Below are 24,799 nucleotides of genomic sequence, written 5' to 3'. Positions count from 1 at the left end.
CCGTATGCAAGACACACAACGCCTGCACACACTCCGCGAACCCTGGATCGACGCGCTACGCGCGCTGGCGCTGCTCGGCGTTTTTGTGGTCAACATGGTGGGCTATGCGCAAACGCCGGACTACCCCTTGCCCATAGGCGCGCCGCAACCGGCCGACTCGCTGCTGGCCCAGGTACTGCACGGCCTGCTGCTGGCCCTGGTGCAGGGCAAGGCCTGGCCGCTGCTGTGCTTTTTGTTTGGCTACAGCCTGTGTGCGCTGGCCTTGCAGACGCGCGCCCGCGGCCAGCCGGTGGGCAGGCTGTTGCGCGCCCGTTACGGCAAACTGCTGTGCGTGGGCCTGCTGCATGGCAGCCTGGTCTACTTTGGCGACATCCTGACGGCCTACGCCGTGTGCGGCTTGGTGGCAGCCGGCTGGGCCAGCGCGCGGCCGGCCCGGCTGCTGCGCATCTGGCGCCGGCTGACCCTGCTGGTGGTGGTTTTGCTGCTGGGCAACGGGGTACTGCTCTGGCAATGGAAAGACGGCGTCTACCCACCCTATTCGGAGGCCGATAGCCTGGTGGCTACGGAGGGCCTGCAGTCCTTTCTCGCGCTGAATGCCAGCAGCTACCTGGAGGGGCAGATCGGCTCCTTGACCGCCTTCTTCCCCCTGCTGCTGTGGCTGACCGTGACCGGCATGCTGGCCCGGCGCTTTCGCCTGCTGGGCAACCGGCGTGCGGCGCGCCAGTTCTGGGCCCGGCGCTTCGGCCACGGGCAGCTGGCGCTGGCGCTGCTGCTGAACCTGGCGTTGGGCACGGCCTCGGCCTGGCTACACCACACGGGCACGCCCCACCCCATCACCCTCAGCGCCTTCTTCGTGCTGGGCGCGCTGCCCGGCATCTGGCTGGTGGCGTGTTTGCTGGGCTGGGGCCAGCGCCATCTGCACCGCCAACCACAGCTGCCGCGCTGGGCCGGCTGGTTGGCCCCGGCCGGCCACCACACCTTGGCGATGTATTTGCTGCTGTCGCTGGGCATGGCACTGGGCCATGGCGCGCTGCGTCCGCTCGGCGGCGACACCGCGCTGACCCTGGCAGTCGCGCTGCTGGCATGGCTGGCCGCAGTAGCCGCGGCCCGTTGGGCCAGCCGGCATGGTTGGCGCGACCCGCTGGCGCGCTGGCTGTCGCGCCGCCCGGCCCCCGCAACAGCGCCTGGTTAGAAAAATACGCCCGCCACTAGGGTCATACGCATGGTCGAAAATGCGGGAGCCCCCAGATCCCCAAGGAGACCGATATGCGTCCAATGATCTACAGCGTGGCAGCCGCCTGCCTGCTCGCCTGCGGCACCGCGCAGGCCATAGACACCAGCGCACCCAGCGCAAGCGAGCGCCTGCACAATGCGCAAAAAGCCATCCAGTCCAAGGACTGGCGCCGCGCCCAGTTCGAGCTGAACGCCGCGCTGCGCGACGAGCCCCGCAACGCCGACATCCACAACCTGCTGGGCTATACCGCCCGCAAAAGCAGCACACCCAACCTGCCCCAGGCCTTTGAGCACTACAAGATCGCGCTGCAGATCAACCCCCAGCACCGGGGCGCACACGAGTACATTGGCGAAGCCTATCTGATGGACAAACAACCGGCCGAGGCCGAGAAACACCTGGCCGCATTGGAGAAAATCTGCGGCAACCAAAGCTGCGAGGAATACGCCGACCTCGCCAAGGCCATCACCGCATACAAAACCAGCCACCCCTGATCGGCCCTATCACCTAGCCTGGACCGGCTTGTCCCCCAGTAAATAGCGGGGGCCGCTGCCACGCTGCTGCGCCACATCACCGGGGTTGTACAGCGCGCAGCGCTCCAAGGACAGGCAGCCGCAACCAATGCATGCCGAAAGCTGGTCGCGCAGGGCCTTGAGCTGGGCGATTTTCTGGTCCAGCATCGGCTGCCAGGCGGTAGACAGGCGCTGCCAATCTTCCGGGCTGGGCGTGCGCTGCTGCGGCAAGCTGGCCAGGGCGGCACGGATGTCGTCCAGGCTCAGCCCCACCGTCTGGGCCACCCGCACAAATGCCACCCGGCGCAATACCTCGCGTGGGTACTGGCGCTGGCCTCCGGCACTGCGTGTGCTGCGGATCAAACCGGCATCTTCGTAGAAGCGCAGCGCGCTGGCGGCCACTCCGGAGCGCTTGGCCAGCACGCCAATTGACAGCATTTCAGCAGACATTGCAGTGGCTTTCTTTCATCAAAATCCTCTTGACTTAAAGTTTACTTTAACTTGCAGAATACCGACCATGGATACCACCACTGACCTTCTGCGAAAGCTCCCGCTGGACACTTTTTCCGAAGCCTGGGCACGGTGTCCGGCGCACCGGTGGAGCGACATGCGTCTGGTGTCTGCCGTGGCCGCGGCCATCACAGCCCCCAAGCAGCGGCCACCCTCGTCGATTGTCTTGCACGCTCCATTGGAGCTGCTGGCGCGGGCCGCCTTGTTGCCACGTGTAGCACCCAGCGCCCGCGACCTGGCCCGCCAGCAGATCGCCGCCATCGCCAGCCGCTATGCCGCCGAAGGGCCGGAGATCACGCTCCTGTCACCCACTTTTGCCACACCCCGGCACGCACAGGAGGCCTTGCTGGCGGCGCTGCGCAACGGTGATGCCGATGGCTGCAACGGCGCATTGGAATTTCTGCTGAAAGCCCTGCCGCTGTGGCAACTGCGGGCTGCACTCGTGGACGTACTCACGCCGCAACTGGGCGCGGCCGCGCATACCCCGATATTGCTGGCCGCCCTGCCTCGTTTCGTACATACGATCCCGGGACTGGGCGGCTTGCTGCATGCGCCCTTGCGTTCGGTAGCGCGCCAGGCCGATCTACAGTTGACCTGGCACACCCAGCCCGGCCCGGAAGGTGGAACGGATGCAGATCCGGCCAGCATCCTGTGGCAACGGCTAGCCCAGGTACCGGCATGGGCGCTGGCATCGACCGCCATCGCACCAACTCTGCTGGCCGTACAAAACAACGGCATGGCCACCCGGCTCTTGGCCGGCCCGTGCCAGACCCTGACCGTGCCCCAGGCGCAACGGGTGCTGTTGCGCCTGGCGGCACTGTCCATGCTGCAAGACACCCCGCAGCATGCGCCTTACGGCTGGACCCACTGCCTCAGCTTGCCGCAAGCCGTGCTGGCCAACGCCGATGCCAGCCGCGACCCGCAGGCATTGGTTGCCATCGCCGCCACCCATGTGCTGGCCTTCCGCGCCACACTGGGCACCGTGGCACTGGAAGTCTCGGACGTAATCGCTGATCCGCAAATATCGGCCACCGCCCTGGCCAGCCACGCTGCCACGCACCCGGATGCCCACCTGGCCAAGTACACCCTGGCCTGCCTGGATGCGGCAGACAACGACCCGCAGGCCGCTCCGCTGTTTTTAGCGGCAGCCGCCCATTTGGGCCGATGGTGGAAAACGCAGGACGCATCCCACAGCCTGGGAATGAGAAGCTGACCTTGCCGGCCTCGGTGCGCGCATGGTCCATATGCAACAGCAGGCTGCAGCGAAGGCACTGCCTATACTGACCGCCGCCCTCCTACCCACCCATGCACCGCCGCCACTTCCTCGCCACCGCCACCCTGCCCCTGCTGGGCTGCACATCGACCCGTGAGATCGCCGGCGGCTTCACCGGCATCGCCTTGGACCGTGGCCACCGGCTGCGCGATACCCGCAGCTGGCCGACGCCATCGACCACCCACCGTACCGAGGTAGTGATCGCCGGCGGCGGCGTGGCCGGCCTGGCGGCGGCGCGGGCCTTGCGCCTCAAAGGCGTGGAAGACTTCGCGCTGCTGGAGCTGGAAGACAGCGCCGGCGGCAACAGCCGCAGCGGCACGGTGAACGGCATTGCCTGCCCGCTGGGCGCGCACTACCTGCCAGTGCCTAGCGACGACGCGCCCGAGGTACAAGACCTGCTGGAAGAACTGGGCCTGCGCCAGCGCGTGGCGGGCCGCTGGCAGTACGCCGAGCGCCATCTGTGCCACAGCCCGCAGGAGCGGCTGTTCTTCAACGGTGGCTGGCAGGACGGCCTGCTGCCGGTGCAGGGCGTAGGCCCGGCCACGCTGGCGCAGTACCAGAAGTTTGCGGCGCTGGTGGAGCAGCTGCGGCAACAGGCGGGCTGGACCATTCCCGCATCCAAACTGCCGTTTACGCAGGTACACCAAGCATTGGCAGCTATCACTTTCGCAGCATACCTGGACCAGCAGGGCCTGGACGACGTGCAGCTGCGCTGGTACCTGGACTACTGCTGCCGCGACGATTACGGCGCCGGCCTGGCCATGGTGTCGGCCTGGGCCGGCATCCACTACTTCGCCAGCCGGCATGGCTTCCACGCCCCGGGGGCCGACAGCGGCGAACGCAAAGATGTCGCGGATGGCGTGCTGGCCTGGCCCGAGGGCAATGCCTGGCTGGCCCAGCGGCTGGCCGCGCCGCTGGGTGCGCGCCTGCATAGCGGCCAGGTGGTGGTGCGTATCGCCGAAACCCGACAGGGTGTGGAGGTCGATGCCTTCAACACCGCCACCCAGACGCTGGAGCGCTGGCAGGCACGCCGCGCCATCGTGGCGCTGCCGGTGTTCATTGCCGCACGGGTCATGCAGAATCCGCCGGACTTTCTGCGCGCTGCCGCGGCCCGCACCACTTACGCGCCCTGGCTGGTGGCGAATATCCATATCGACGCGCCGCTGCAAGACCGGCCCGGCGCCGCGCCCAGCTGGGACAACGTGCTGTACCGCAGCCCCGGCCTGGGCTATGTGGACGCCATGCACCAGAGCCTGCTGCCGGTGCCCGGCGCCACAGTGCTCAGCTACTACCGCGCGCTCGGCGATGTACCTGACGGCCGGCGCCTGCTGCTGGACAAACCCTGGGCCGCCTGGCGCGACGAGATCTTGGCCGAGCTGGGCACCGCCCACCCCGACATCGCCACCAAGGCCACCCGCATCGACATCACCCGCTACGGCCATGCGATGGCCATACCGACGCCTGCAGTTTCAAGCCAAATCGGCCTGCAGCGCATATTGCACCAGCGCCAGCAGCTACAAAAAACGCAGCGCCTGGTATTTGCGCACAGCGACTGGGCCGGCTACTCGGTGTTCGAGGAAGCGTTCACGCTGGGGCACCAGGCAGCCTAGGCCGCGGGCTTGTCCCAGATCGGGGCTGTGCCGCCGCTGCCCGCCACCGAGTACAGGGCATTCGGTGCATTACGGGTTTGCTGGAACACCTCCAGCGTCTCGCCGCGCATGGCGGCGTAGATGTGCAGGTTGGACACGCCGAGCACCGCGCCCAGCTTCTCCAGCCCGAAGAAGATCGCGCCGTAGTGGATCAGGCCGCGCCAGTCGCGCCGCTGTAGCAAGTCGCATTCCTCGTCGTTCAGGCCCGCCTCCCGCATGTGGGCCGGGCCATCGGCCAGGAAGCGCTGGCGGTGCGCGGGCACGGCCATGTCGCGCAAAAACCGGTTCAACCGCAGCGCCTTCACGCTGCGCGCAAAGTTGAACGGATAACTGCCTTGCAGGCGCTCGGCCCCGGCCATCTGCACGGCCATGGCGGCGCGGTGCCGCTCGACCTCGCCGGCGATCACCGGGCCGGCCAGGTTTTCGTAGACCACCGCCGCGATGCCGGTCATGGACGGCAGGTAATAGGCCTGGTGCAGCTTGCGCACCTGGGACGACAACGCGCCGCGCATGGTCAGCCACATCATCACCTCGGCGCCTTCCATGCCGCCCAGCGTGGCCAGCTCGGCGTGGGTCAAGGAGGCCAGGCGCTCGGGGTCGTTCTCGAACAGCTCCAGGAACTGCATGTCCCAGGGCGTGTTGTTGAAGCCCGCGCGCTCGCCGTGCACCTGGTGCGACAGGCCGCCGGTGGCGACGATGACCACGCGCAGGTCTTCCGGGTAGCTCTCGATGGCGCGGCGCAGCCCCTGGCCCAGCTTGTAGAAACGCCGGGCGCTGGGCAGCGGAAACTGCAGCACGCCCATTTGCAGTGGCACGATGTTCACCGGCCAGCCCTGCGCGTGCTCCCACAGCACCGACAGCGGCGAGAAGCAGCCGTGGTCCAGCGGTTTATCCTGGAAGAAAGACATGTCGAATTCGTCGGCCATCAGCGACTGGCCAATGTGCGCTGCCAGCGCGGGGTGGCCGTGGATGCCCGGCAGATCGCGCGCGCCACCGCCCTCGTCGGCCACTTCAAAACGCTCGCCAATACCCAGCACAAACGCCGAGTAGTGGTCGAAGAAGAAGGAGGTGACGTGGTCGTTGTAGGTGACGATGGCCACATCCGGTTTGACTTCGGCCAGCCATTGCTTGACCGGCTCCAGCGCCGCGAAGATGGGAGCCCACACCGGGTCGGCCTGCTTGTCGCGGTCGAAGGCGAAGCCGATGGTGGGGGTGTGCGAAACGGCTACGCCGCCGATGATGCGGGCCATGGAGGACTCCTAGGGTGTATTGGAATGGAAAGCACCACACGCGTGTGGTGCAGGGGGTCAGGGATTGGCTGCCAGCTTGGCTTTGATCCAGGTGAAGGCTTCCTGCACGTCGTAGTTGCCGCTGTGGGGCACGAGGTAGGGGTACTTGAAGTCCACCTCTTTCACCGATGCATCCTTCTTGATCGCGTAGTACAGCAAGGTCTGCATGGCGAACGCCGTGTCGCGGTCAATCATGCCGTGGCGCACATACCAGTAAGGTGCGGTATCCGCGGTGGTGTTGAGGTAGGCCATCGGGTTGATGAGCTTGAGCTGGGTCGCCAGTTTGCTGGTCGAGCTGGCCAGGTACGCATCCCATGCCAGTGCCGTGTCGTCCACGCCCGAACCGTCGCCCTTCACGGCATTGTTGGCCCAGCTCCAGGCGGTGAAGTTGGAATAGCTGTAGTAGTCTGAACCGAAGAGTGTGGATTCCCCGCTGATGTTCGGGTTGCCGGTAACGCCCACTGCATCAAATGCCACGACCGTCTTGAGTGCCCGGATCTTGGTCACGAACGCCAGGTACTTGGCGTAGTCGATGCTGGCCACCGTGGCGCTGGTGCCCGTGCCCGCCAGGGTGAGCCAGTCGTTCAGATAGGCGACTCCGCTGACGCTGAAGTTCGCGCCCAGCGCGGGAACGGCCGTGCCTTTGGCGATCTGGGCTTCGATTTCCTTTTTCACGAGGGCCATGGTGGCGTCACGCAGATTCGCATCGCTCAGGGCGGAGCCGTCTTCGCGGGTCAAGCCCAGGCCATTCAGGTAGGCCGGAAAGCTGGCCGCGATCGCCGTGGAGGCTGCGACTTGCGGGCCGGCCGAGTAGGCCACGCTGTTCAGTGCGCCTGTGTTGCTATCCGTGCGGGTGGCGTTGTATTCCCACTCGTAACCGGCATCGGCATTGCCCAGATTGTTGATCGGGCAGTAGGCCACCGCGGCAAACACGTCGTCCTTGAGGGTGCTGGTGGCGGTACTTCCAGAGCCTGATACGCCAGCCGCGCCGATTTCTGCCAGGTACGGCAGGAAGTCAGCACTGTTGCCGCTGGCGGCGACGGCGGATGTCAAACCGCCACCGCCGCTGGTGCCGGTCAAGATGATGCGGCTTGTGCTGCCCGGCAAAAGGCTGTCGTTGAGCCGCAGGTAGCGGATGGCGGCCTTGGTATCGACCACCGGTGCCGGAGCCTTGCCCGCCCAGCGTCCATCCTCGGCACGGGCGCCCCGGCTGCGGGTGCCCAGGTTGACCACGACATAGCCGGCCTTCAACGCCGCACCCATCGCATCCGTGTCGCTGGTACTGACGAAAGCCGCGCCTTCGGTCACGGTGGTGGACACCGGGCTGGCGAACCAGCCGGCGTTGTTGACCACCATGTAAATCGGCTTCGTTTGGTCATTGACCAAGGCCTCAGCCACCGAGATGACCATGGTCTGCATGGCGTAAGGATCGGCCAGCGTGGTGGTGTTGAAGGTCGTCAGCGTGGTCGCCATCTTGACCGGCTTGGCCACATAGACACGCCGGTACTGGCGCAGCTTCAACGCCACCCCGTCCAGTGTGACGTTGACCGTGGTGTAGGTGCTTGCGTCAAACTTCAGCGCCGCGTCTTCAGCGCTGACCGCCGCCGCATCATCGCCGCCACCGCAGCCCGCCAGCATGCCAACGCTTGCCATGGCCGGCATCGCAGCCATCAAAGAGCGGCGTGTGAGTTTGAATGTCATGGAGTCTCCTCAACCCTTGTGGGTTATTTTTTGATAGAAAAGTAGTGCGCAAGGCACAGGGAAGCAGTCAACCGCCGAAGCATGCGGATGCAATCCGAGGCCAGGCCGGGCACCACGCCGGGAAAGGCCTCTTTGCGGGACGGATTGTGCGAAGCGCTCCACTGCCTGGGGAGACGTTGATTTCAGGCCCGCGATAACCCGAAGCTATCGCTGCAAGCGCATTTTCCCGGCAGGATCGGCCTGCGAAGCGGGGAGTTTCCGAAGCAGATGCGGTATCAGGACGGCAAGGCCTGCGCCCGCTCGATCTGGTGCGCGGCCCGGTGCAAATGCGCAATCAGATGGCGCAGCACCGGGGATACCGCGGAGTCGCTGCGCAGAATGGCCCCCACCTGCAAGGGGTAGCCTTTTTCTTCGATATCGACGATGGAGATGAACTGCGCGACCACGGGGTGCACCGCAATCTGCCGCGGCATCAGCGCCACGTAGTCGCCCGAGCTCACCAAGGCCAGCAGAGCCAGGGTCGAATTCACCACCGCGCCCACCGCCGGCGCCGGCAGCTTGTGGCGTTCAAAAAACAGCTTGGCATAGCCGGATTCGCTGTTCGGCCCGGTGTAGACCCACCGGGCAGTTTGCAGGTCCGACAGCTTGCGCGCCTTCAGCCAGGGACTGGCCTTGCACACGGTCGCCACCATGCTGGTCTGCATCAGCGGTTCGACATAAAACTCGCCGGTGGACAGATCGTCCGGGATGCCGCCCACGGTTATATCCACTTCGCCCGAACGCAGTTTCTGCAGCTGCGCCACATACAGTTCCTCGCTGACCCGGAGCTTGACCTCGGGGAATTCCTGCCCGAAGGTACGCAGGGTTTCGGGGATCAGCAGCATCACGGCCAGGGGCACGGCGCCGACATGCAGATGGCCGACCATGCGGCCGCCGATCTGGTTGATTTCGTCCACCGCCGCAGTCAGCTCGCGGTCCACTTTGACGGCGCGGTCGTAGAGCACCTTGCCCTGTGCCGTGGGCACCACGCCGCGGGAGGTGCGCAGCAACAGGGGGGCGGCCAGCTCCAGCTCCAGTTCGCGGACCATCTTGGTGATCGCCGGCTGGGACGCCCCGACCCGGCGCGCAGCACCCCGCAGGCTGCCCTCTTCAATCGCCGCCACAAGCACGTTCAGGGTTGCAAGTTTCATTGTCTGGTTCCGGTCAAAAGGCATCTACCCTCACGGGACAATGTACCGATATTCTGAGGTTATCGCGCCCCGAGTTTCGGCATAGTTTGGATAGCACTGACCACACCCAGAATTTGCGCCCGCTCGGATCGTCGATGCTTGGCCTGCGGCTGTGCCTGGACGCAATCCTGGTGAACCGCTGCCGTCGAAACGCATGCCCCAGCTATGCCCAACGGTATCGCCAAAACCGTCACAGCACGGATTCTTGAAATTATGTATGATATGCATCATGCGAAACACAAAGCAAACCGCCAGAACCACCGCCAAGGAAGCCTCACACGAGCGCATCGTATCGGCCGCTGCACGGGCGATCCGGCGAAGCGGCTACGACGGAACCGGTGTCGCCGACATCATGAAAGAGGCCGGCCTGACCCATGGCGCCTTCTACGCCCATTTCGCATCACGCGAAGCCATGCTGGCCGAGGCCGCTGATCGGGCGTGCGCGGAATCCGCCGCCGTGGCGACCGGCGTTGTCGCCAACGTCCCGCCCGAGCAGGCCTTGGCATCCATGCTGCACGCCTATCTGTCGCCAGAGCACCTGCAGCAAGTCGAATTGGGCTGCCCGCTGGCCGCGCTGGGCTCGGAGACGCCGCGCCAGGCCCCCGAAGTCCGCCGGGTGACCACACGGCACATCAAGGCCATGGTCGATCTGGCCGCCCGCCAGTCGCCCGACTGGGGACAGCCCGCCGCCCACGAGCGTGCGCTGGTGACCGTCGCCACCATGGTCGGCACCCTGCTGTTGGCCCGCGCGGTGGACGAACCCGCGCTATCCGACAGCCTGTGCGCGGCCGCATTGAAACACCTGCTCCCTGCCTGAAGCCGCCGTAATACGCTGGCTTTTCGCACGCTCAAAAATATGATGGTCATCATACGTAAATCACACCCTGAAGGAAAAACCCCATGAACACGAAGCAGAAAATTGCCCTGGTAACAGGCGCCTCCTCCGGCATCGGCGAAGCCACTGCGCAGCAGCTTGCACTGGCCGGCTACAGGGTCTACGGCACCAGCCGGCGTGGCGGCCAGGTGGCTCAGCGAGCATTCCAGATGCTGGCCCTGGACGTAACCCAGGACGCATCGGTCGACGCCGCAGTCCGGCAGCTGATCCAGTTGGAGGGCCGCATCGACCTGCTGGTCAATAACGCCGGCTTCGGCGTCGCAGCGGCCGCTGCGGAAGAGAGTTCGATGGCCCAGGCCCAGGCCATCTTCGACACCAACTTCTTCGGCATGGTGCGGATGACACGCGCCGTTGTACCGCACATGCGCCGCCAAAAAAGTGGGCGCATCATCAACATCGGCTCGGTGCTGGGTTTCCTGCCCATGCCGTATATGGCGCTGTACTCCGCCACCAAGCATGCGGTGGCGGGCTATTCGGAATCACTGGACCACGAGCTGCGCACCCAGGGCATCCGTGTCTCGGTGGTCGAGCCCGCCTACATCAATACGCCCTTCGATGCGAACCAGGTGCCGCCCGATGCCCCGCTGGACGTGTACCGCGAGATCCGCGCAGGCGTGGAAAAGCGCGTCAAAGAGGTGCTGGTGGGAGCAGACGGCCCCGGCGTGGTGGCCGACACCGTATTGCAGGCGGCTGCGGCAACGCAGCCCAAGCTCCGTTACGCCCCCGGCCTGGCCCGCCGCATGCGCCTGCTGCGCAGGTTTGCGCCCGCCAGTGTGCTGGACGCCGGGGTGCGCAAAGACCTTCGGCTCGCAGCATAAGCGGTTAGCCGTTTCGCACTCCACGCTGCATAACACTCCATTGAAAGAAAACCATGACATTCCAAGCACTGCTCACCAGCAAGACGGGCGACAAGATCACCACCAGCATGGTCTCGCTGAGCGAACAAGACCTCATGCCCGGGGACGTCCTGGTCGACGTCGATTACTCCACCGTGAACTACAAGGACGCGATGGCCATCACCGGCCGCTCGGACATCATTCGCCAGTTCCCTTTGATTCCCGGCATTGACTTCGCCGGCACAGTCAAAACCTCGGCCTACCCCGGCATCGCTGCTGGCGACCGCGTCGTCGCCAATGGCTGGGGCTTGAGCCAAACCCACCATGGCGGCTATGCACAGCAGGCGCGCGTGAAAGGTGAGTGGCTGCTCAAGCTTCCAGCAACCTTGTCCACCAAAGACGCAATGGCCATCGGAACGGCGGGCTACACAGCGATGCTGTCGGTGCTGGCGCTGGAGCATGGCGGGCTCACGCCCCAGCATGGCGACGTTCTTGTGACGGGCGCCAATGGCGGCGTCGGCTCCATCGCCATCGCCCTCCTGTCGGGTCTCGGTTACCGGGTCGTTGCCTCCACAGGGCGACTGGAGGAAAGCGACTATCTGCGCAAGCTAGGGGCCGCCGACATCATCGATCGCCGGACGCTTTCGGAGAAGGGTGCTCCGATCGCCAGAGAAAGGTGGGCCGGCGCCGTCGACTCGGTCGGTAGCCACACGCTGGCCAACGTACTGGCACACACAAAGTATCGGGGCGTGGTCACGGCTTGCGGCCTGGCCCAGGGCCTGGATCTTCCGACCTCGGTGCTGCCTTTCATCCTGCGCAATGTGACGCTGGCCGGCATCGATTCGGTCAATGCCCCCCAACAGGTGCGCATCGAGGCTTGGGCGCGACTGGCGCGGGATCTGGATTTAGACAAGCTCGCGCGCACCACGCATGTGGTGGGCCTGGCCGAGGTACCGGCAGTCGTTGAGCGCTTGTTCGCAGGAACAATCCGGGGCCGTACCGTTGTCGACGTCAATGCATGAGCATGCAGAGGCATCTACCCATGAACACCAGCTTTCGCAATGCGGCGATCTTGGCCGCATGCATCTTCTTGGCGCTGGCGCTCACTTGGATGTTCGCGCCCGGTGTGCTGCTATCCCGTTGGGGCGTTGATCTTTCAGACTCCACGGGCTTGATGGGACGTCGGGCGGCGGCTCTGTATGCGGGCATCGGTGTCATGTTCCTCCAGGCAAGGAATGCAGCGCCATCGCCCGCCCGCTCGGCCTTACTCAGCGGGGCTATCGTCGCTTGCCTGCTGCTCGCGGCTCTAGGCACCGTTGAGCTCATCAACGGCCATGCCGGACCCGGCATCCTGGTGGCTGTTGCCATCGAGATCGTGCTTGTTATGGCCTTCTTGTATGCCGCTCGCACCCGGCAAACCCATCGTTAAAACAGAAACCCATATGCATCCCATACTACCCAAGCGGCTGTTCACGGCCCAAGCAGCTTCAACCGCTGGAGCCATAGCCCTACTGCGCTTGAAACAAGCGGGCTCCATCGCTCTGGTACTGGCTGCAACGCTGGCGGCTCCGCCGATCCGGGCGGACGATATATCGCCTGCGGGCCTGTGGAAAAACATGGATGACGTCAGCGGCAAGCCACGGGCACTCATCCGCATCACCGAATCGAATGGAAGCCTGCAGGGCAAGATCGAGAAAGTATTTCCCGCCCCGACGGAAGATCCAAATCCGAAGTGCGACAAATGCGAAGGCGCGAACAAAAATGCTCCCGTGGTGGGTCTGGTGATCCTCAGTGGCCTGGCGAAAGAGGGCGAGGAATACGGCGGTGGCCAGATTCTTGATCCGGACAACGGCAAGGTCTATCGCAGCAAAGTGCGCCTGATCGACGAGGGCAAGAAGCTCAGCGTGCGCGGCTATATCGGCGTGCCCGTCCTGGGCCGCTCGCAAACCTGGATACGCCAGGAATAAGGAAAACCATGAAAGCATTCATTCTCGAAAGATACGGAAAAAATCGCGTATTGCGGGCGGCAGACATGCCAGAGCCAGAGCTGCGCGACGACGAGGTTTTGGTCCAGGTGCACGCCGCTGGCGTGAACCTGGTGGACTCGAAGATCCGCGACGGCGAGTTCAAGCTCATCCTGCCCTACCAACTCCCCCTGATCCTGGGCCACGACGTCGCAGGGGTGGTTGTCAAGGTCGGCCCGCGCGTGCGCCAGTTCAAGCTGGGCGACGAGGTCTATGCGCGGCCGGATGATTTTCGGATCGGCACATTCGCCGAGTTCGTCCCGGTCAAGGAAGCATCGCTGGCGCTCAAACCCAAGAACCTCACGATGGAAGAAGCCGCCTCGATTCCCCTGGTGGCTTTGACGGTATGGCAGGCGCTGGTCGAAAAGGCCCAGCTGAAGAAGGGGCAGAAGGTCTTCATCCAGGCCGGCTCCGGCGGCGTAGGCACGTTCGCCATCCAGTTGGCCAAGCACCTGGGCGCCACCGTCGCCACGACAACCAGCGCGGGCAATGTCGCACTGGTGAAGAGCCTGGGCGCAGACGTGGTCGTGGACTACAAGACGCAGGATTTCGAAGATGTCTTGAAAGACTACGACGTGGTGCTGAACAGCCAGGACGGCAAGACGCTGGAAAAATCCCTGCGCGTGCTCAAGGCTGGCGGCAAGCTCATCTCGATCTCCGGGCCACCGGACCCGGCATTCGGCCAGGAGATCGGCGCCCCCGGGTTCGTACGGCTGGTCATGCGCATGCTGAGCGCAGGCATACGCCGCAGAGCCAAGAGCCGCGGCGTGGGCTATTCGTTCCTCTTCATGAAGGCGAACGGCAGCCAACTGCGGCAGATTACCCAGCTGATCGATGCTGGCGTCATTCGCCCCGTGGTCGACAAGGTGTTCCCGTTCGAACAAACCAACGAGGCCCTGGCCTACGTCAAAGCCGGCCGCGCCAAAGGCAAGGTCGTTGTCAAGCTCAAGTGAGCCTGGTTTCCCATCCCATTTTTGGAGTTTCCTATGAAGATCGAAAATTCTGTAGTACTCGTCACGGGTGCTAACCGCGGCATCGGCTTGGCGTTCACGCGCGAACTACTTGCCCGCGGCGCTCGCAAGGTCTATGCAGCCGCGCGCGACCCTGCAAGCATTACCCAGCCTGGCGTACACGCCCTGCGACTCGACGTCAACAAGCCAGAAGATGTGGCCGCCGCCGCGGCACTGGCATCGGATGTGACGCTGGTGATCAACAATGCCGGCATTGCCCAGCCCGGCGGCTTTCTCGACGTCGATAGCGAAGACCTTGCCCGACGCATCTTCGAGACCAACTTCTTCGGCGTATTGCGCATGAGCAAGGCCTTCGCGCCTATCCTCAAGGCCCATGGCGGCGGTGCCTTTCTCAACGTTTTGTCGGTCGCCTCGTGGGTGAACGGTGGTGAATTGGCCGCTTATTCGGCCAGCAAGTCCGCAGCCTGGTCGCTCACCAATGCGCTGCGCCACGAACTGGCGGCGCAGAAGACCCAGGTGCTGGGGCTACACATGGCCTACGTGGATACCGATCTCACGCGCGGGTTCGATGTCCCGAAGTCCAGCCCCGAGGAGATCGTTCGGCGCGCGCTCGGCGGGCTCGAGTCCGGCTTCGATGAGGTGCTGGCCGATGAACTCACCCGGCAGGTCAAACAAGGCATGACGACCACGCGGCCCAGCTACCTGCCGCAGACATCCTGAGGCTGAACCCCATAGGGCCGCCAGCCAGCCAACGGGGCCCGCGAACCCCATTGGCTGGTCACGGCCGGTCTGCGCATGGTCGAGTTTGGGCCTTTGCGCTTATTTCATAAGCGCCAATAGCTATCAAAAGCAGAGCACTCTAAATGGGTATGCAAGCCGGGGCGCCGCACCCACCGGCGCCCCATTTTGATCCGACGCCAACCTCTTTCAAACGGCTCTTGAAAACCGAAACAGCAGACACCACCATCGGTTTACGGTGGTTAGCAGAGTTGGCCACCGGCTTTTCATCCACTCATTAAGGAGCCCAAAATGAATGCACTGACGAGCCGCAACAACAGCCTGTTTGACGAATTCTTCCGCGACATGGCGCCTGGCTTTTTCATCCACCCCCTGCATGGCGACCCGCTGCCCTCACCCACCCAGATCAAGGTAGACGTGCAAGAGGACGCGGAGGCCTACAAGGTGGTGGCCGAGCTGCCCGGCGTCCGCAAGGAAGACATCCAGGTATCCGTGGACGGCAGCACCGTCACCCTGCGGGCCGAAATCAAGCAGCAGGATACGCACAAGGACGCCAAGACCCTGCGCAGCGAGCGCTACTACGGTGCCGTGGCACGCAGCTTCCAGCTGCCGCAAGAGGTTGACGCGGGCAAAGCCCAATGCCAGTACAACGACGGCGTGCTGAGCGTGGCCTTGCCCAAGAAAGCCGGAAACAGCGTGCACCGGCTGAGCATCAACTAAGCCGCCCCGCCCTGTATCGGCCGGGTTTCCTTTGCCCGGATGGCCTACCATCCGGGCAAAGGAATTGACCGCCATGCCCGACGCCGCACTGCACACCCCCTACCCACCCATCGAACCCTACCGCACCGGCATGCTGCCGGTAGACGCAATCCACACCCTGTACTGGGAGGAATGCGGCAATCCGGACGGCGTACCGGTGCTGTTTCTGCACGGTGGCCCGGGCGCTGGCCTGTCGCCCAAGCACCGGCAGTTCTTCGACCCGGCCTATTACCGCATTGTGTTGTTCGACCAGCGCGGCGCAGGCCAATCGACACCGCTGGGCGAGTACCGCAACAACACCACCCAACTGCTGATCCAGGACATCGAGCAGATCCGCGAGATGCTGGGCATTGCCCAATGGCTGGTGTTTGGCGGCTCCTGGGGCTCCACGCTGTCGCTGGCCTATGGCCAGGCCCATCCCGAGCGCTGCACCGGCTTTGTGCTGCGCGGCATCTTCCTCTGCACCCGGTCCGAGGTCGACTGGTTCCTGAACGGCATACGCTGGTTCTTTCCCAAAGAACACGCGGCCTTCGCCGGCCATATCCCCGAGGCCGAACGCGGCGACTTGCTGAAAGCCTATGCGCAGCGCCTGTTCAGCGACGACCCGGCCGAAAACTTGGCCGCGGCCCGCAGCTGGAGCCGCTACGAGGGCAGCTGCCTGCACCTGCTGCCGCACCCCGAAGTGGCCGACCAGTTCGGCTCCGACGCCGTGGCCCTGGGCGTGGGCCGGCTGGAGGCGCACTACATGCGCAACGGCGCTTTTCTGGACGACAACCAACTGGTCCGCAACGTCGGCCGCATCCGCCACCTGCCGGCCGTCATCGTGCAGGGCCGCTACGACGCGGTATGCCCGCCGCGCTCGGCCTGGGCATTGCACGAAGCCTGGCCCGAAGCCCGCTTACAGGTGATTGAAGACGCCGGCCATGCGGCCTTCGAGCCCGGCATTGCCAGCGCGCTGGTGGCGGCCACCGAGCAGTTCAAACGCGACGGCACGCTATAGGGCGAACGCTCAGGGATGCCAGGTGGTCGGGCGCGCCACCCGCACCGGCTGCTGGCCGCCGGCCAGGGCGTAGGACAGCTGGTTCGCCGCGTCCATCACCGTGGTCGCCAACTCTTCCAGCCGGGCCAGGTGCAGCCGCGAAGTCGGGCCTGAGATGCACACCGAACCCAGCAGCCGCCATTGCACGCCGAAGATGGGCGCCGAGACGCTGGAGACCTCGGGCTCGCGTTCCCCCTGCGACAAATGGTAGCCACGCCGACGGATCGCTTCGTACGGTTCCCCCGGCTCGCCGGAGAACGCCAGGATCACCCGCCCGGGTGCACCCAAATCAAGTGGCAGCGCCGCGCCTACGCGCACATGGTGGCGGATCGCCTGCGGCCCCTCGACCCGCACCAGGCAGGTCCGGCTATCGCCTTCGCGCACATAGAACGAGGCGCTTTCGCCTGTTTTCAGCGCCAGGTCGCGCAGCACCGGCTCCACCACTTCATGCACATTGAAAGTCGCCTGGTAGCAGGCGCCCAGCCAACCGGCGGCCCGGCCCAGACGCCAGCTGCCGTCTTCTTTTTGCACCAGGTACTGGTCCATGGCCAGGGTGCGCGCGATGCGCAGCACCGTGGTCTTGTGCAGGCCGGTGGCGCGGCTCAGCTCGGCCAACGTGAGTTGCGCATGGCTGGTACCAAAGGCCTCCAGCAGCCGCAGCGCGCGCGTCACGGCGACCACGCCGCCCTCGTCCGGGGTGGCGGTTTCAGGAACAGGTGTGGGGTTCATGCTTTGGCATTTGTTTCGACAGACGCAACGCAATTGTACAGAACGAAACGAGCGATGAAAATTCAGCCATCGACCACAACAACGGAGACTTTCCATGCAACCCATCCGCCACGGCCTTTTGTGCGCTCTTACCGCGGCCTCGGCTTTTTCCCTTCTGGCCGCCCCGGCGCTGGCGCAGAACTACCCGAACCGGGCGATCCGCGTGATCGTGCCCTTCCCGGCCGGCGGCGGCACCGACATCATTGCCCGCGAGGTGGTCAACAAGGTCGCCACCACCCAGGGCTGGACGCTGGTGATCGACAACAAGCCGGGCTCGGGCGGCAACCTCGGTGTCGACGCGGCGGCCAAGGCCGCACCCGATGGCTACACCCTGGTGTTGGGCCAGACCAGCAATCTGGCGATCAACCCCACGCTCTACCCCAAGCTGCCCTACAGCCCGGAAAAAGACCTGGCCCCGGTCGGCCTGGTGGCCAGCGCCGCCCTGGTACTGGTGGTGGCTGCCGATTCCCCGTACAAAACCCTGGCCGACGTGGTGGCCGCAGCCAAGGCCAAGCCTGGCGCGCTGAACTACGCAAGCTCGGGCAACGGCACGGTGGCCCACCTGGCCACCGAACAGTTCCAGAAGACCGCCGGCATCCAGCTCACCCACGTGCCCTACAAGGGCGCGGCCCAGGGCGCGACCGACCTGATCGGCGGCCAGATCCAGATGTATGTGTCCTCGGTGCCCACGCTGATCGGCCATATCCGCAACGGGAAAATGCGCGCCCTGGCGGTGACCTCGCTGAAGCGCAACGCCGACCTGCCGAATGTGCCGTCGATGGACGAATCCGGCTACAAGGGCTTTGAAGCCGTGACCTGGTTCGGCCTGGCCGGCCCGGCCGCCATGCCCAAGGAAGCCATCAGCAAGCTCAACACCGCCTTCAACCAGGCGCTGGCCAACCCCGAGGTGAAGAAGAAGCTCGACGCCCAGGGCGCCGAAGTGCTCGGCAGCACGCCCGAGGCCTTTGCCACGCTGATCCGCAGCGACATCCTGCGCTGGGGGGCCATCGTCAAGTCCTCGGGCGCCCGGGCCGACTAGGCACCCACCGCTCCACCGTCCTGGTACGCCATGCCCCGCCCTACTTCACCGTATGGCGCGGGGTGGGAACCGGCACGCCTGTTCCATCCCCCCACCCCTAGCGAAAGACTCCCATGAGCTCTACCCAAGCCGACATCCTGCGTGACTTTGCCCGCGTCCCCGCCGACATCGTGCGCCAGGCCGCCACCTTCCAGCCGGCCATCCTGGCCGATGTCGCCGGCCGCCGCGGCGCGCTGCACGGCCGCATCAAGCCCCTGCATCCGCGCATGAAGCTGGCCGGCACGGCCATCACGGTGGAAGTGCGCCCCGGCGACAACCTGATGATCCATGCCGCCATCGCCCTGGCCCAACCGGGCGACGTGCTGGTGATCGACGGCAAGGGCGACCAGACCGCGGCGCTGATGGGCACCATCATGATGACCGCCTGCCAGCAGCTCGGCATTGCCGGCGTGGTGATGGACGGCGCGGCGCGCGACAGCCTGGACATCGACGCCATGGACTACCCGGTGTTCTCGGTCGGCACCAACCCGAACGGCCCCACCAAGAACTGCGGCGGTCGCATCGGCCACCCGGTGACGGTGGGCGGAGTCACCGTGCATGCCGGTGACTTCGTGATCGGCGACGCCGACGGCGTGGTGGTGGTCGAGCGCGAAAAAATCGCGTCCCTGCTGCCGCTGGCCACCAAGAAGGTGCAAGACGAAGCCGCCCGCATCGCCGCCATCAAGACCGGCGACACCGCCGCCAAATGGCTGACCAGTGCACTGCGCAACGCCGGCGTGCTGCGCGAAGGAGAAACACTGTGAGCGCCATCCTCGTCACCGCCGCCGACCTGGCGCCGCAGGCGCTGGCACTGCTCACCGGCTACGACATCGTTTACGCCGGCAAGACCCCCAGCGAGGCCGACATCGTGGCGCTGTGCCGCCAGCACGACCCGGTGGCCATCATCGTGCGCTACAGCAAGGTCGGCGCCGCCGCCATGGACGCCGCGCCCTCGCTGAAGGTCATCTCCAAGCATGGCAGCGGCACCGACACCATCGACAAGGCAGCGGCCCAGGCGCGCGGCATTGAGGTAGTAGCCGCCGTTGGTGCCAATGCTGCAGCCGTGGCCGAGCAGGCCCTGGCCTTGCTGCTGGCCTGCGCCAAGTCGGTGGTGACGCTGGACGCGCGCATGCACGCCGGCATCTGGGACAAGGCCACGCACAAGAGCCTGGAACTCGGCGGCCGTACCATCGGGCTGGTCGGCCTGGGTGCGATCGGCCTGCGCTTTGCCAAGATGGTGGATGCGCTGGGCATGCGGGTGATCGGCTTCGACCCCTTCGCCAAGAACCTGCCCGACTATGTGCACAGCGTGGACCTGCCCACCCTGTGGCGCGAAGCCGATGCGGTCTCGCTGCACTGCCCGCTGACCGACGACAACCGCCAGTTGCTGAACGCTACCACCCTGGCCCAGTGCAAGCCCGGCGTGCTGATCGTCAACACCGCGCGCGGCGGCCTGGTCGACGAAACCGCGCTGCTGGCCGCCGTACGCAGCGGCCAGGTCCGGGCAGCCGGCCTGGACAGCTTCGCCATCGAGCCCATCGTGGCCCACCATCCGTTCCAGCACCAGCCAGGCTTTGTGCTCAGCCCGCACATCGGCGGCGTGACCGGCGACGCTTACGTCAACATGGGCGTGGCCGCAGCGCAGAACGCGCTGGCCGTGATCGCCCACCACAGCGAACAAAGCCCGGCCTGAGGCCGGTTAGAACCTTTTCAATACAGGCGGCAGTTCAGGCGCGGCGCGCGGTCAGCCACTTGGTGGAAGGCAGGGCTTCGGCCACCACCCGGACTTCGCCGATCTTGCCGAAGAAGCCATCGGCGCGGTCGCCGTCCCAGGAGCCGCCGCCAACCACCCAGGGGGACGTGGCGGACAGCGTGGCCAGACCGGGCACATTGCCGCTGTTGCGCAGCACCGGTGCGCCTTCCACGTACATGATGGTGTCGTGCGTAGTGGGGTCGTTGACGATGGCGATGTGCACCCAGGTGTCGGCAATGATCTCGCCCGACCAACTGGCCTCGCCTTCACGCGCGCCGCTGGTGTCAGGCACCACCTCCCACTGCACTTCGCGCAGACTGGAGATAGCGAACAGCAGGGGCGGCGACTCTGGATCACCGCCATTGAAGCCGGGCAAATCGCCGCGCTTGCCGTCGCGCGTCATGATGTTCATCCACGCATGTTTGGACTTGTCCCAGGTTTTGTCGATCTTGATGAAGGCCTCGACCGTATAGCCGCCGCTGGCAAAGGTTTGCGCATTGATCGGGGCCGCGGCATCGGTCAAGAAGTAGCTGAGGCGCGGCGTGTTCTTGTTGGTATTGAGAAAGCCCACCGAACCCGGCGCGGCCGACAGGCGGTGGTGGTCGCTGCTCCAGACAATGTCGCCGACCTCGGCGCCGACGATCACGCTGGTGTTGAGCTGGTCGCGCTTGAGCGGGTTAGCGCCGGTCACATCGGCGATCTGCGTGCCGGGGGCCACGGCCGCGCCATCGACACCGCCGAAGAAGCGCCAGTGGGCCACGGTGGACGCGATCTTGGGGTAGTCGTCGCTGTCCCGGGCCGGCACTTGCACCACGGCCGTGGGCTCGGTAAAGCCCTTCAACACCAGGGCTTTGGCCTGCTCCACCAGTGACGAAGCCACCGTCGCCTTGCCCACGCCGAACGTGGGGTTGAAGCGGGCAAAGCGCTGGGCAAAATTGATCGCGATGTTGAAACTGTGGTTGGGCTCGGTCAGCACCGCCTGGTCAAACGCATTCAGGCTGTCGGCGGGCTTCATCGGCACCCAGGGCGAGAAGGACAGCACCTTGATCAGGTTGTTGGTCAGGTCAAACTCGTACAGCCGCATCAGGCCGTTGCCACCCTGGTAGGCCATCTGGTAGTCCACCACCATCTCTTCCACCGCATTGCCAAAGTCGTTGGTCTTGGTCAGGTGCGCGCCGCCATGGTGGTGGCCGTTGAGGGTCATGAAGATCTGGTCGTTGTCGCGGATCAGCTTCTCCCACAGCATCTTGCCGTAGTTGGTCTCTAACGGACTCACAGCATCCGGCGCAATATTCAGCAGCTGGTGGTTGACCAAAATCACCGGCAGCTTGGGATGCGCGGCGATCACGCTTCGGGCCCAGGCAATGCCGGCGTCCGAGATACGCCAGGACAGCGACAGCACCAGAAACTGCTGGTCCTGCGCGGTGAAGACGTGGTACTCATGGAAGCCCGTGCTGTCACGCTCGCCAAAAGTGGTCTGGCGTTTGGCGCGCTTGGCACTGAACCACTGCAGATAAGGCTCATTGGCCAGTACGCGCTGGGTGTCGGTGCCGGTGCTGGGGCTGAAATCAAAGTCCACGTCGTTCAACACGTCGTGGTTGCCGGCCAGGATGGAATACGGCACCTTGGCCACTTCCAGTACCTGCATGGCGGTATCGGCGACCTTCCATTGCTCGGGTTTGCCGACCTGGTCCACCACGTCGCCCAGGTGGATCAGGAACGGGATATTGAGCTTGGCCGCGTTGTCCGCCACCCATTTGGTTTGCGCGTAGTAGGGCTCGCTGCCGTAGTGCCGCTCGTACTGGCTGCTCTCGCCCGACGTGGCATAGCGGGAATAGAACTGCGTGTCGGGCAGCACCGCCAGCGCAAAACTGGAGATGGGCGCAGCAGCAGCCGCACCGCCCCCATCGCCGCCGCCGCAGGCGCTGAGCAAGCCGCCCGCGGCCAGGGTGGAGGCCGACGCCAAACCCATCTTCAGCAGATTGCGGCGCTGCAGCGCGGCGCCCGCAACACCAGCATCAGACACCAGCGGCATCGGCATCGGCATCGGCAAAAACGTCTTCATGGGGCACCCAAAAAATAGTTGATATGCCCTTAATATATTTACCGAAAGTTAAACAAATATTACAAATCCAACCGGCTCGTCGCCCTCCGCAGGCCGAACTTCCAGCCTCAAAAAAATCACATGAAAACAGGCTTTAGCGCATATAAATACTGCGCCATCAGCTATTCAAAACATAGCATAGAGGTTTCATCTACCCACGGATGGATGTGGTCTGTAACCCGCGCACTGGGCGGGGTTCGATGTGTAAAGACCGCAAAAACAACAGGCCGACGCGGACGCCGGCATACCGCAAGCTGGCAGCCGCCATCTGCCCTGCCGGCCCGACCTCGGCCCGCTCAGAGTTCCAGAAACACCGATTCGGTGAACGCCAGGCCCTGCGGCCGGCCAATATTGGCCGCCCAATCGCCCATCACCATCGCCGTCATGGGCCGGGCGTACAGATAGCCTTGCAGCTCGTCGCAGTGCAGCGCGGTCAGCACATCGCGCTGGGCGGCGGTTTCCACGCCTTCGGCCACCACGCTCAGGCCCAGGGCGTGGGCCAGTTGGACCACGGCCTCGACGATGGCACGCGCGTCGGCGCTGTGCTCCAGGTCCTGCACGAAGGACTGGTCGATCTTCAACTGGCTGACCTGTAGGCGACGCAGATAGGACAGGCTGGAATAGCCGGTGCCAAAGTCGTCGATAGACAGCTTGACGCCGATGCTGCCCAGACGCTCGCAGGTCTGCAGCGTACCTTCGGTGTCTTCCATGGCCACCGACTCGGTGATCTCGAAGATCAGCAGCGCGGGGTCCAGCGCATGCTGTTGCAAGGCGCGCTGGATGCGCGGCACCAGGTCTTCCTGGCGCAGCTGGTGTACCGACAGATTGATCGCCACGCGGATCTGCAAGCCCTGGTCGCGCCAGGCGTGGGCCTGGCGGCAGGCTTCTTCAATCACCCAGTTGCCCAGGGCGTTGATCAGGCCAAAGCGCTCGGCGACCGGAATGAACAAGCCCGGGCTCAGCATGCCGCGCACCGGGTGCTGCCAGCGCACCAGCGCCTCAACGCCGGTGATCACCCCGCGCGCGGAATTGATCTTGGGCTGGTAATGCAGCGCCAGCTCGCCGCGGTCCAGCGCCAGACGCAGGTCGCGCTGCAGCTCGATCTGCTCGCGCACGCCGGCGTTCATGTGCGGCTCAAAAAACGCATAGGCCGAGCCGCCTGAACGCTTGGCCGCGTACATGGCCGCATCGGCATGCGCCATCAATTGCTCGCGCGGGCCATCGGACGGGTACATGGCAATGCCCAGCGAGCAAGACAGCCGTACATCGTGATCGCCCGCAGAGAAGGGCTGGTTCAGCGCGTCGATGATGCGCTGGGCGATCTGGGCCGCGGCCGCGGTGTCAGGCTTGCCTTCGAGCAGCAGCACAAATTCGTCGCCACCCACCCGGGCCACGGTATCGGAGGCCCGGGCCTCGCCGGCGATGCGCTGGGCCATCTCGCGCAGCACCAGGTCGCCCACGCCATGGCCGAACGAGTCGTTCACCGGCTTGAAGCCGTCCAGGTCGACAAACAGCACGGCCAGGGTCGAACCATCGCGGCTGCAGCGCTCTACCGCCACGGCCACGCGGTCGTCAAACAGCAGGCGATTCGGCAAACCGGTCAGCGCATCGCGGAAAGCCAGGTGCTGCAGCTCGGTATTGGCGGTCTGCAGCGACGCGGTCAGCACCGCGGTCTTGCTTTGCATGCGCACATCGATCATCGAGGTGAACATGGTCAGGCTCAGCAAGACGATGGTCGCCGCCGACACCAGCAGACCCAGGCTGTCGCCGCGCAGCTGGTCAGCGCTCAAGCAGACCGAATCCAGCGGGAAAGACGCGGCCGCCATGCCGGTGTAGTGCATGCCGCAGATGGCGGCGCCCATCACCAGGGCCGCCACCAGTTGCCACCAGTGCTCTGCATTGCCGCTGAGCCGGCGCAGCCAGAAGAAGATTTGCAAGGCCACGGCCGACGCCGCCACCGCAATCCCTGCCGAAGCCAGCACCCAGCCCGCAGACCACTGGATGCCGGGCGCCATGTCCATGGCGGCCATGCCGGTGTAGTGCATGGCGCAGATGCCCAGGCCCATCGCCAGTGCGCCGCCGGCCAGGCGCGGTAGGGTCAGGCGGTTCCGGCTGGCCAGGTACAGCGCTATCGCCGACACCGCCACCGCCGCCACCCAGGACAGCGCAGTCACCGCATAGCCATAGCCCACCGCAAAGGGCAGGCTGATGGCCAGCATGCCGACAAAGTGCATGGACCAGATACCGGTGCCCATGGCCACCGAGCCGCCGACCCACCAGCCCAGCGCAACGACGCGGTCGGGGGTGCGCACGCGCTTGGCCAGGTCCAGCGCCACGTAGGACGCGAAGCTGGCAATGAAGTACGACAAGGCCACGATGCCCGGGGCGTAGCGTACGGCAATAAAAGAGGTGTCCATGGTCGACCAGGTGACGGCCGGCA

The 24,799-nt window shown here is 65.1% G+C and carries 23 protein-coding genes; 16 read left to right on the top strand and 7 right to left on the bottom strand.

Features of this window, described 5'->3' with window-relative positions; genetic code table 11:
- The first annotated feature begins 4 nt into the window (after positions 1 to 4).
- Complete coding sequence (locus J2X19_RS09610) at positions 5 to 1,192, top strand: DUF418 domain-containing protein (RefSeq protein ID WP_310372877.1); 1,188 nt, start codon at positions 5 to 7, stop codon at positions 1,190 to 1,192.
- Between the two features lie 74 nt (positions 1,193 to 1,266).
- On the top strand, positions 1,267 to 1,725 hold the full coding sequence (locus J2X19_RS09605; protein WP_310372874.1) for a tetratricopeptide repeat protein: 459 nt from the start codon (positions 1,267 to 1,269) through the stop codon (positions 1,723 to 1,725).
- A gap of 9 nt (positions 1,726 to 1,734) precedes the next feature.
- Here the strand turns inward: J2X19_RS09605 and soxR are convergent, their stop codons facing one another.
- Entirely contained in the window at positions 1,735 to 2,193 is a 459-nt protein-coding gene (gene soxR / locus J2X19_RS09600; protein WP_310372872.1) for a redox-sensitive transcriptional activator SoxR, read from the bottom strand.
- A gap of 157 nt (positions 2,194 to 2,350) precedes the next feature.
- Here soxR and J2X19_RS09595 point away from each other — a divergent pair, with 157 nt between their 5' ends.
- Positions 2,351 to 3,466 carry a hypothetical protein gene (locus J2X19_RS09595; RefSeq protein ID WP_310372870.1) on the top strand — a complete coding sequence of 372 codons (1,116 nt, stop codon included), beginning with the start codon at positions 2,351 to 2,353 and terminating at the stop codon, positions 3,464 to 3,466.
- Positions 3,467 to 3,558: 92 nt separating this feature from the next.
- Complete coding sequence (locus tag J2X19_RS09590) at positions 3,559 to 5,136, top strand: FAD-dependent oxidoreductase (RefSeq protein ID WP_310372868.1); 1,578 nt, start codon at positions 3,559 to 3,561, stop codon at positions 5,134 to 5,136.
- Here the strand turns inward: J2X19_RS09590 and J2X19_RS09585 are convergent.
- The 3 genes from J2X19_RS09585 to J2X19_RS09575 form a co-directional block, all read right to left on the bottom strand.
- Positions 5,133 to 6,425 carry a gallate dioxygenase gene (locus J2X19_RS09585; RefSeq protein WP_310372865.1) on the bottom strand — a complete coding sequence of 431 codons (1,293 nt, stop codon included), beginning with the start codon at positions 6,423 to 6,425 and terminating at the stop codon, positions 5,133 to 5,135. The genes J2X19_RS09590 and J2X19_RS09585 overlap by 4 nt on opposite strands.
- Before the next feature lie 57 nt (positions 6,426 to 6,482).
- The gene (locus J2X19_RS09580) at positions 6,483 to 8,165 is read right to left on the bottom strand and encodes a subtype B tannase (RefSeq protein WP_310372863.1); all 1,683 of its coding nucleotides are present in this window, start codon (positions 8,163 to 8,165) and stop codon (positions 6,483 to 6,485) included.
- Between the two features lie 275 nt (positions 8,166 to 8,440).
- Positions 8,441 to 9,355 (bottom strand): LysR family transcriptional regulator, encoded by a 915-nt coding sequence (locus J2X19_RS09575; RefSeq protein ID WP_310372861.1) that lies wholly within the window; start codon positions 9,353 to 9,355, stop codon positions 8,441 to 8,443.
- Positions 9,356 to 9,611: 256 nt separating this feature from the next.
- Here J2X19_RS09575 and J2X19_RS09570 point away from each other — a divergent pair, with 256 nt between their 5' ends.
- From J2X19_RS09570 to pip, 9 genes are all read left to right on the top strand, one after another.
- Positions 9,612 to 10,211, top strand: coding sequence for a TetR/AcrR family transcriptional regulator (locus tag J2X19_RS09570; protein ID WP_310372859.1), 600 nt, complete (start codon positions 9,612 to 9,614; stop codon positions 10,209 to 10,211).
- 83 nt (positions 10,212 to 10,294) lie between these two features.
- A complete protein-coding gene (locus J2X19_RS09565; RefSeq protein WP_310372857.1) occupies positions 10,295 to 11,107 on the top strand; it encodes an oxidoreductase in 813 nt (270 codons plus the stop codon).
- 53 nt (positions 11,108 to 11,160) lie between these two features.
- Positions 11,161 to 12,147: an acrylyl-CoA reductase (NADPH) gene (acuI, locus tag J2X19_RS09560; protein ID WP_310372855.1), complete on the top strand. Its 987-nt coding sequence runs from the start codon at positions 11,161 to 11,163 to the stop codon at positions 12,145 to 12,147.
- A gap of 20 nt (positions 12,148 to 12,167) precedes the next feature.
- Positions 12,168 to 12,554: a hypothetical protein gene (locus tag J2X19_RS09555; RefSeq protein WP_310372853.1), complete on the top strand. Its 387-nt coding sequence runs from the start codon at positions 12,168 to 12,170 to the stop codon at positions 12,552 to 12,554.
- A gap of 88 nt (positions 12,555 to 12,642) precedes the next feature.
- Positions 12,643 to 13,092: a DUF2147 domain-containing protein gene (locus tag J2X19_RS09550; RefSeq protein ID WP_310374498.1), complete on the top strand. Its 450-nt coding sequence runs from the start codon at positions 12,643 to 12,645 to the stop codon at positions 13,090 to 13,092.
- A gap of 8 nt (positions 13,093 to 13,100) precedes the next feature.
- The gene (locus J2X19_RS09545; RefSeq protein WP_310372851.1) at positions 13,101 to 14,102 is read left to right on the top strand and encodes an NADP-dependent oxidoreductase; all 1,002 of its coding nucleotides are present in this window, start codon (positions 13,101 to 13,103) and stop codon (positions 14,100 to 14,102) included.
- Between the two features lie 33 nt (positions 14,103 to 14,135).
- Positions 14,136 to 14,840 carry an SDR family oxidoreductase gene (locus J2X19_RS09540; protein WP_310372849.1) on the top strand — a complete coding sequence of 235 codons (705 nt, stop codon included), beginning with the start codon at positions 14,136 to 14,138 and terminating at the stop codon, positions 14,838 to 14,840.
- Between the two features lie 309 nt (positions 14,841 to 15,149).
- Positions 15,150 to 15,578 carry an Hsp20/alpha crystallin family protein gene (locus J2X19_RS09535; protein WP_310372845.1) on the top strand — a complete coding sequence of 143 codons (429 nt, stop codon included), beginning with the start codon at positions 15,150 to 15,152 and terminating at the stop codon, positions 15,576 to 15,578.
- Between the two features lie 73 nt (positions 15,579 to 15,651).
- Complete coding sequence (gene pip, locus J2X19_RS09530; protein WP_310372843.1) at positions 15,652 to 16,617, top strand: prolyl aminopeptidase; 966 nt, start codon at positions 15,652 to 15,654, stop codon at positions 16,615 to 16,617.
- Between the two features lie 9 nt (positions 16,618 to 16,626).
- Here the strand turns inward: pip and J2X19_RS09525 are convergent, their stop codons facing one another.
- A complete protein-coding gene (locus tag J2X19_RS09525) occupies positions 16,627 to 17,385 on the bottom strand; it encodes an IclR family transcriptional regulator (protein ID WP_310372841.1) in 759 nt (252 codons plus the stop codon).
- 94 nt (positions 17,386 to 17,479) lie between these two features.
- Between J2X19_RS09525 and J2X19_RS09520 the strand changes: the two genes are divergently transcribed.
- The 3 genes from J2X19_RS09520 to J2X19_RS09510 all read left to right on the top strand — a co-directional run bounded on the left by J2X19_RS09520 (position 17,480) and on the right by J2X19_RS09510 (position 20,195).
- Entirely contained in the window at positions 17,480 to 18,463 is a 984-nt protein-coding gene (locus J2X19_RS09520) for a Bug family tripartite tricarboxylate transporter substrate binding protein (RefSeq protein ID WP_310372839.1), read from the top strand.
- Positions 18,464 to 18,576: 113 nt separating this feature from the next.
- Positions 18,577 to 19,266 (top strand): RraA family protein, encoded by a 690-nt coding sequence (locus J2X19_RS09515; RefSeq protein ID WP_310372837.1) that lies wholly within the window; start codon positions 18,577 to 18,579, stop codon positions 19,264 to 19,266.
- On the top strand, positions 19,263 to 20,195 hold the full coding sequence (locus J2X19_RS09510) for an NAD(P)-dependent oxidoreductase (protein WP_310372835.1): 933 nt from the start codon (positions 19,263 to 19,265) through the stop codon (positions 20,193 to 20,195). The genes J2X19_RS09515 and J2X19_RS09510 overlap by 4 nt, the downstream gene beginning before the upstream one ends.
- A gap of 34 nt (positions 20,196 to 20,229) precedes the next feature.
- Here the strand turns inward: J2X19_RS09510 and J2X19_RS09505 are convergent, their stop codons facing one another.
- Together J2X19_RS09505 and J2X19_RS09500 are read right to left on the bottom strand one after the other, a co-directional pair.
- Positions 20,230 to 22,302, bottom strand: a complete 2,073-nt coding sequence (locus tag J2X19_RS09505) for a LamG-like jellyroll fold domain-containing protein (RefSeq protein ID WP_310374495.1) — start codon at positions 22,300 to 22,302, stop codon at positions 20,230 to 20,232.
- 353 nt (positions 22,303 to 22,655) lie between these two features.
- Positions 22,656 to 24,776: a putative bifunctional diguanylate cyclase/phosphodiesterase gene (locus tag J2X19_RS09500; protein ID WP_310372833.1), complete on the bottom strand. Its 2,121-nt coding sequence runs from the start codon at positions 24,774 to 24,776 to the stop codon at positions 22,656 to 22,658.
- Positions 24,777 to 24,799 lie beyond the last annotated feature (23 nt).

Origin of the sequence: Rhodoferax ferrireducens (assembly GCF_031458075.1) — a bacterium.
Taxonomy (GTDB): Bacteria; Pseudomonadota; Gammaproteobacteria; order Burkholderiales; family Burkholderiaceae_C; genus Rhodoferax_B; species Rhodoferax_B ferrireducens_A.
This window is presented reverse-complemented; position numbering and strand designations above follow the sequence as displayed.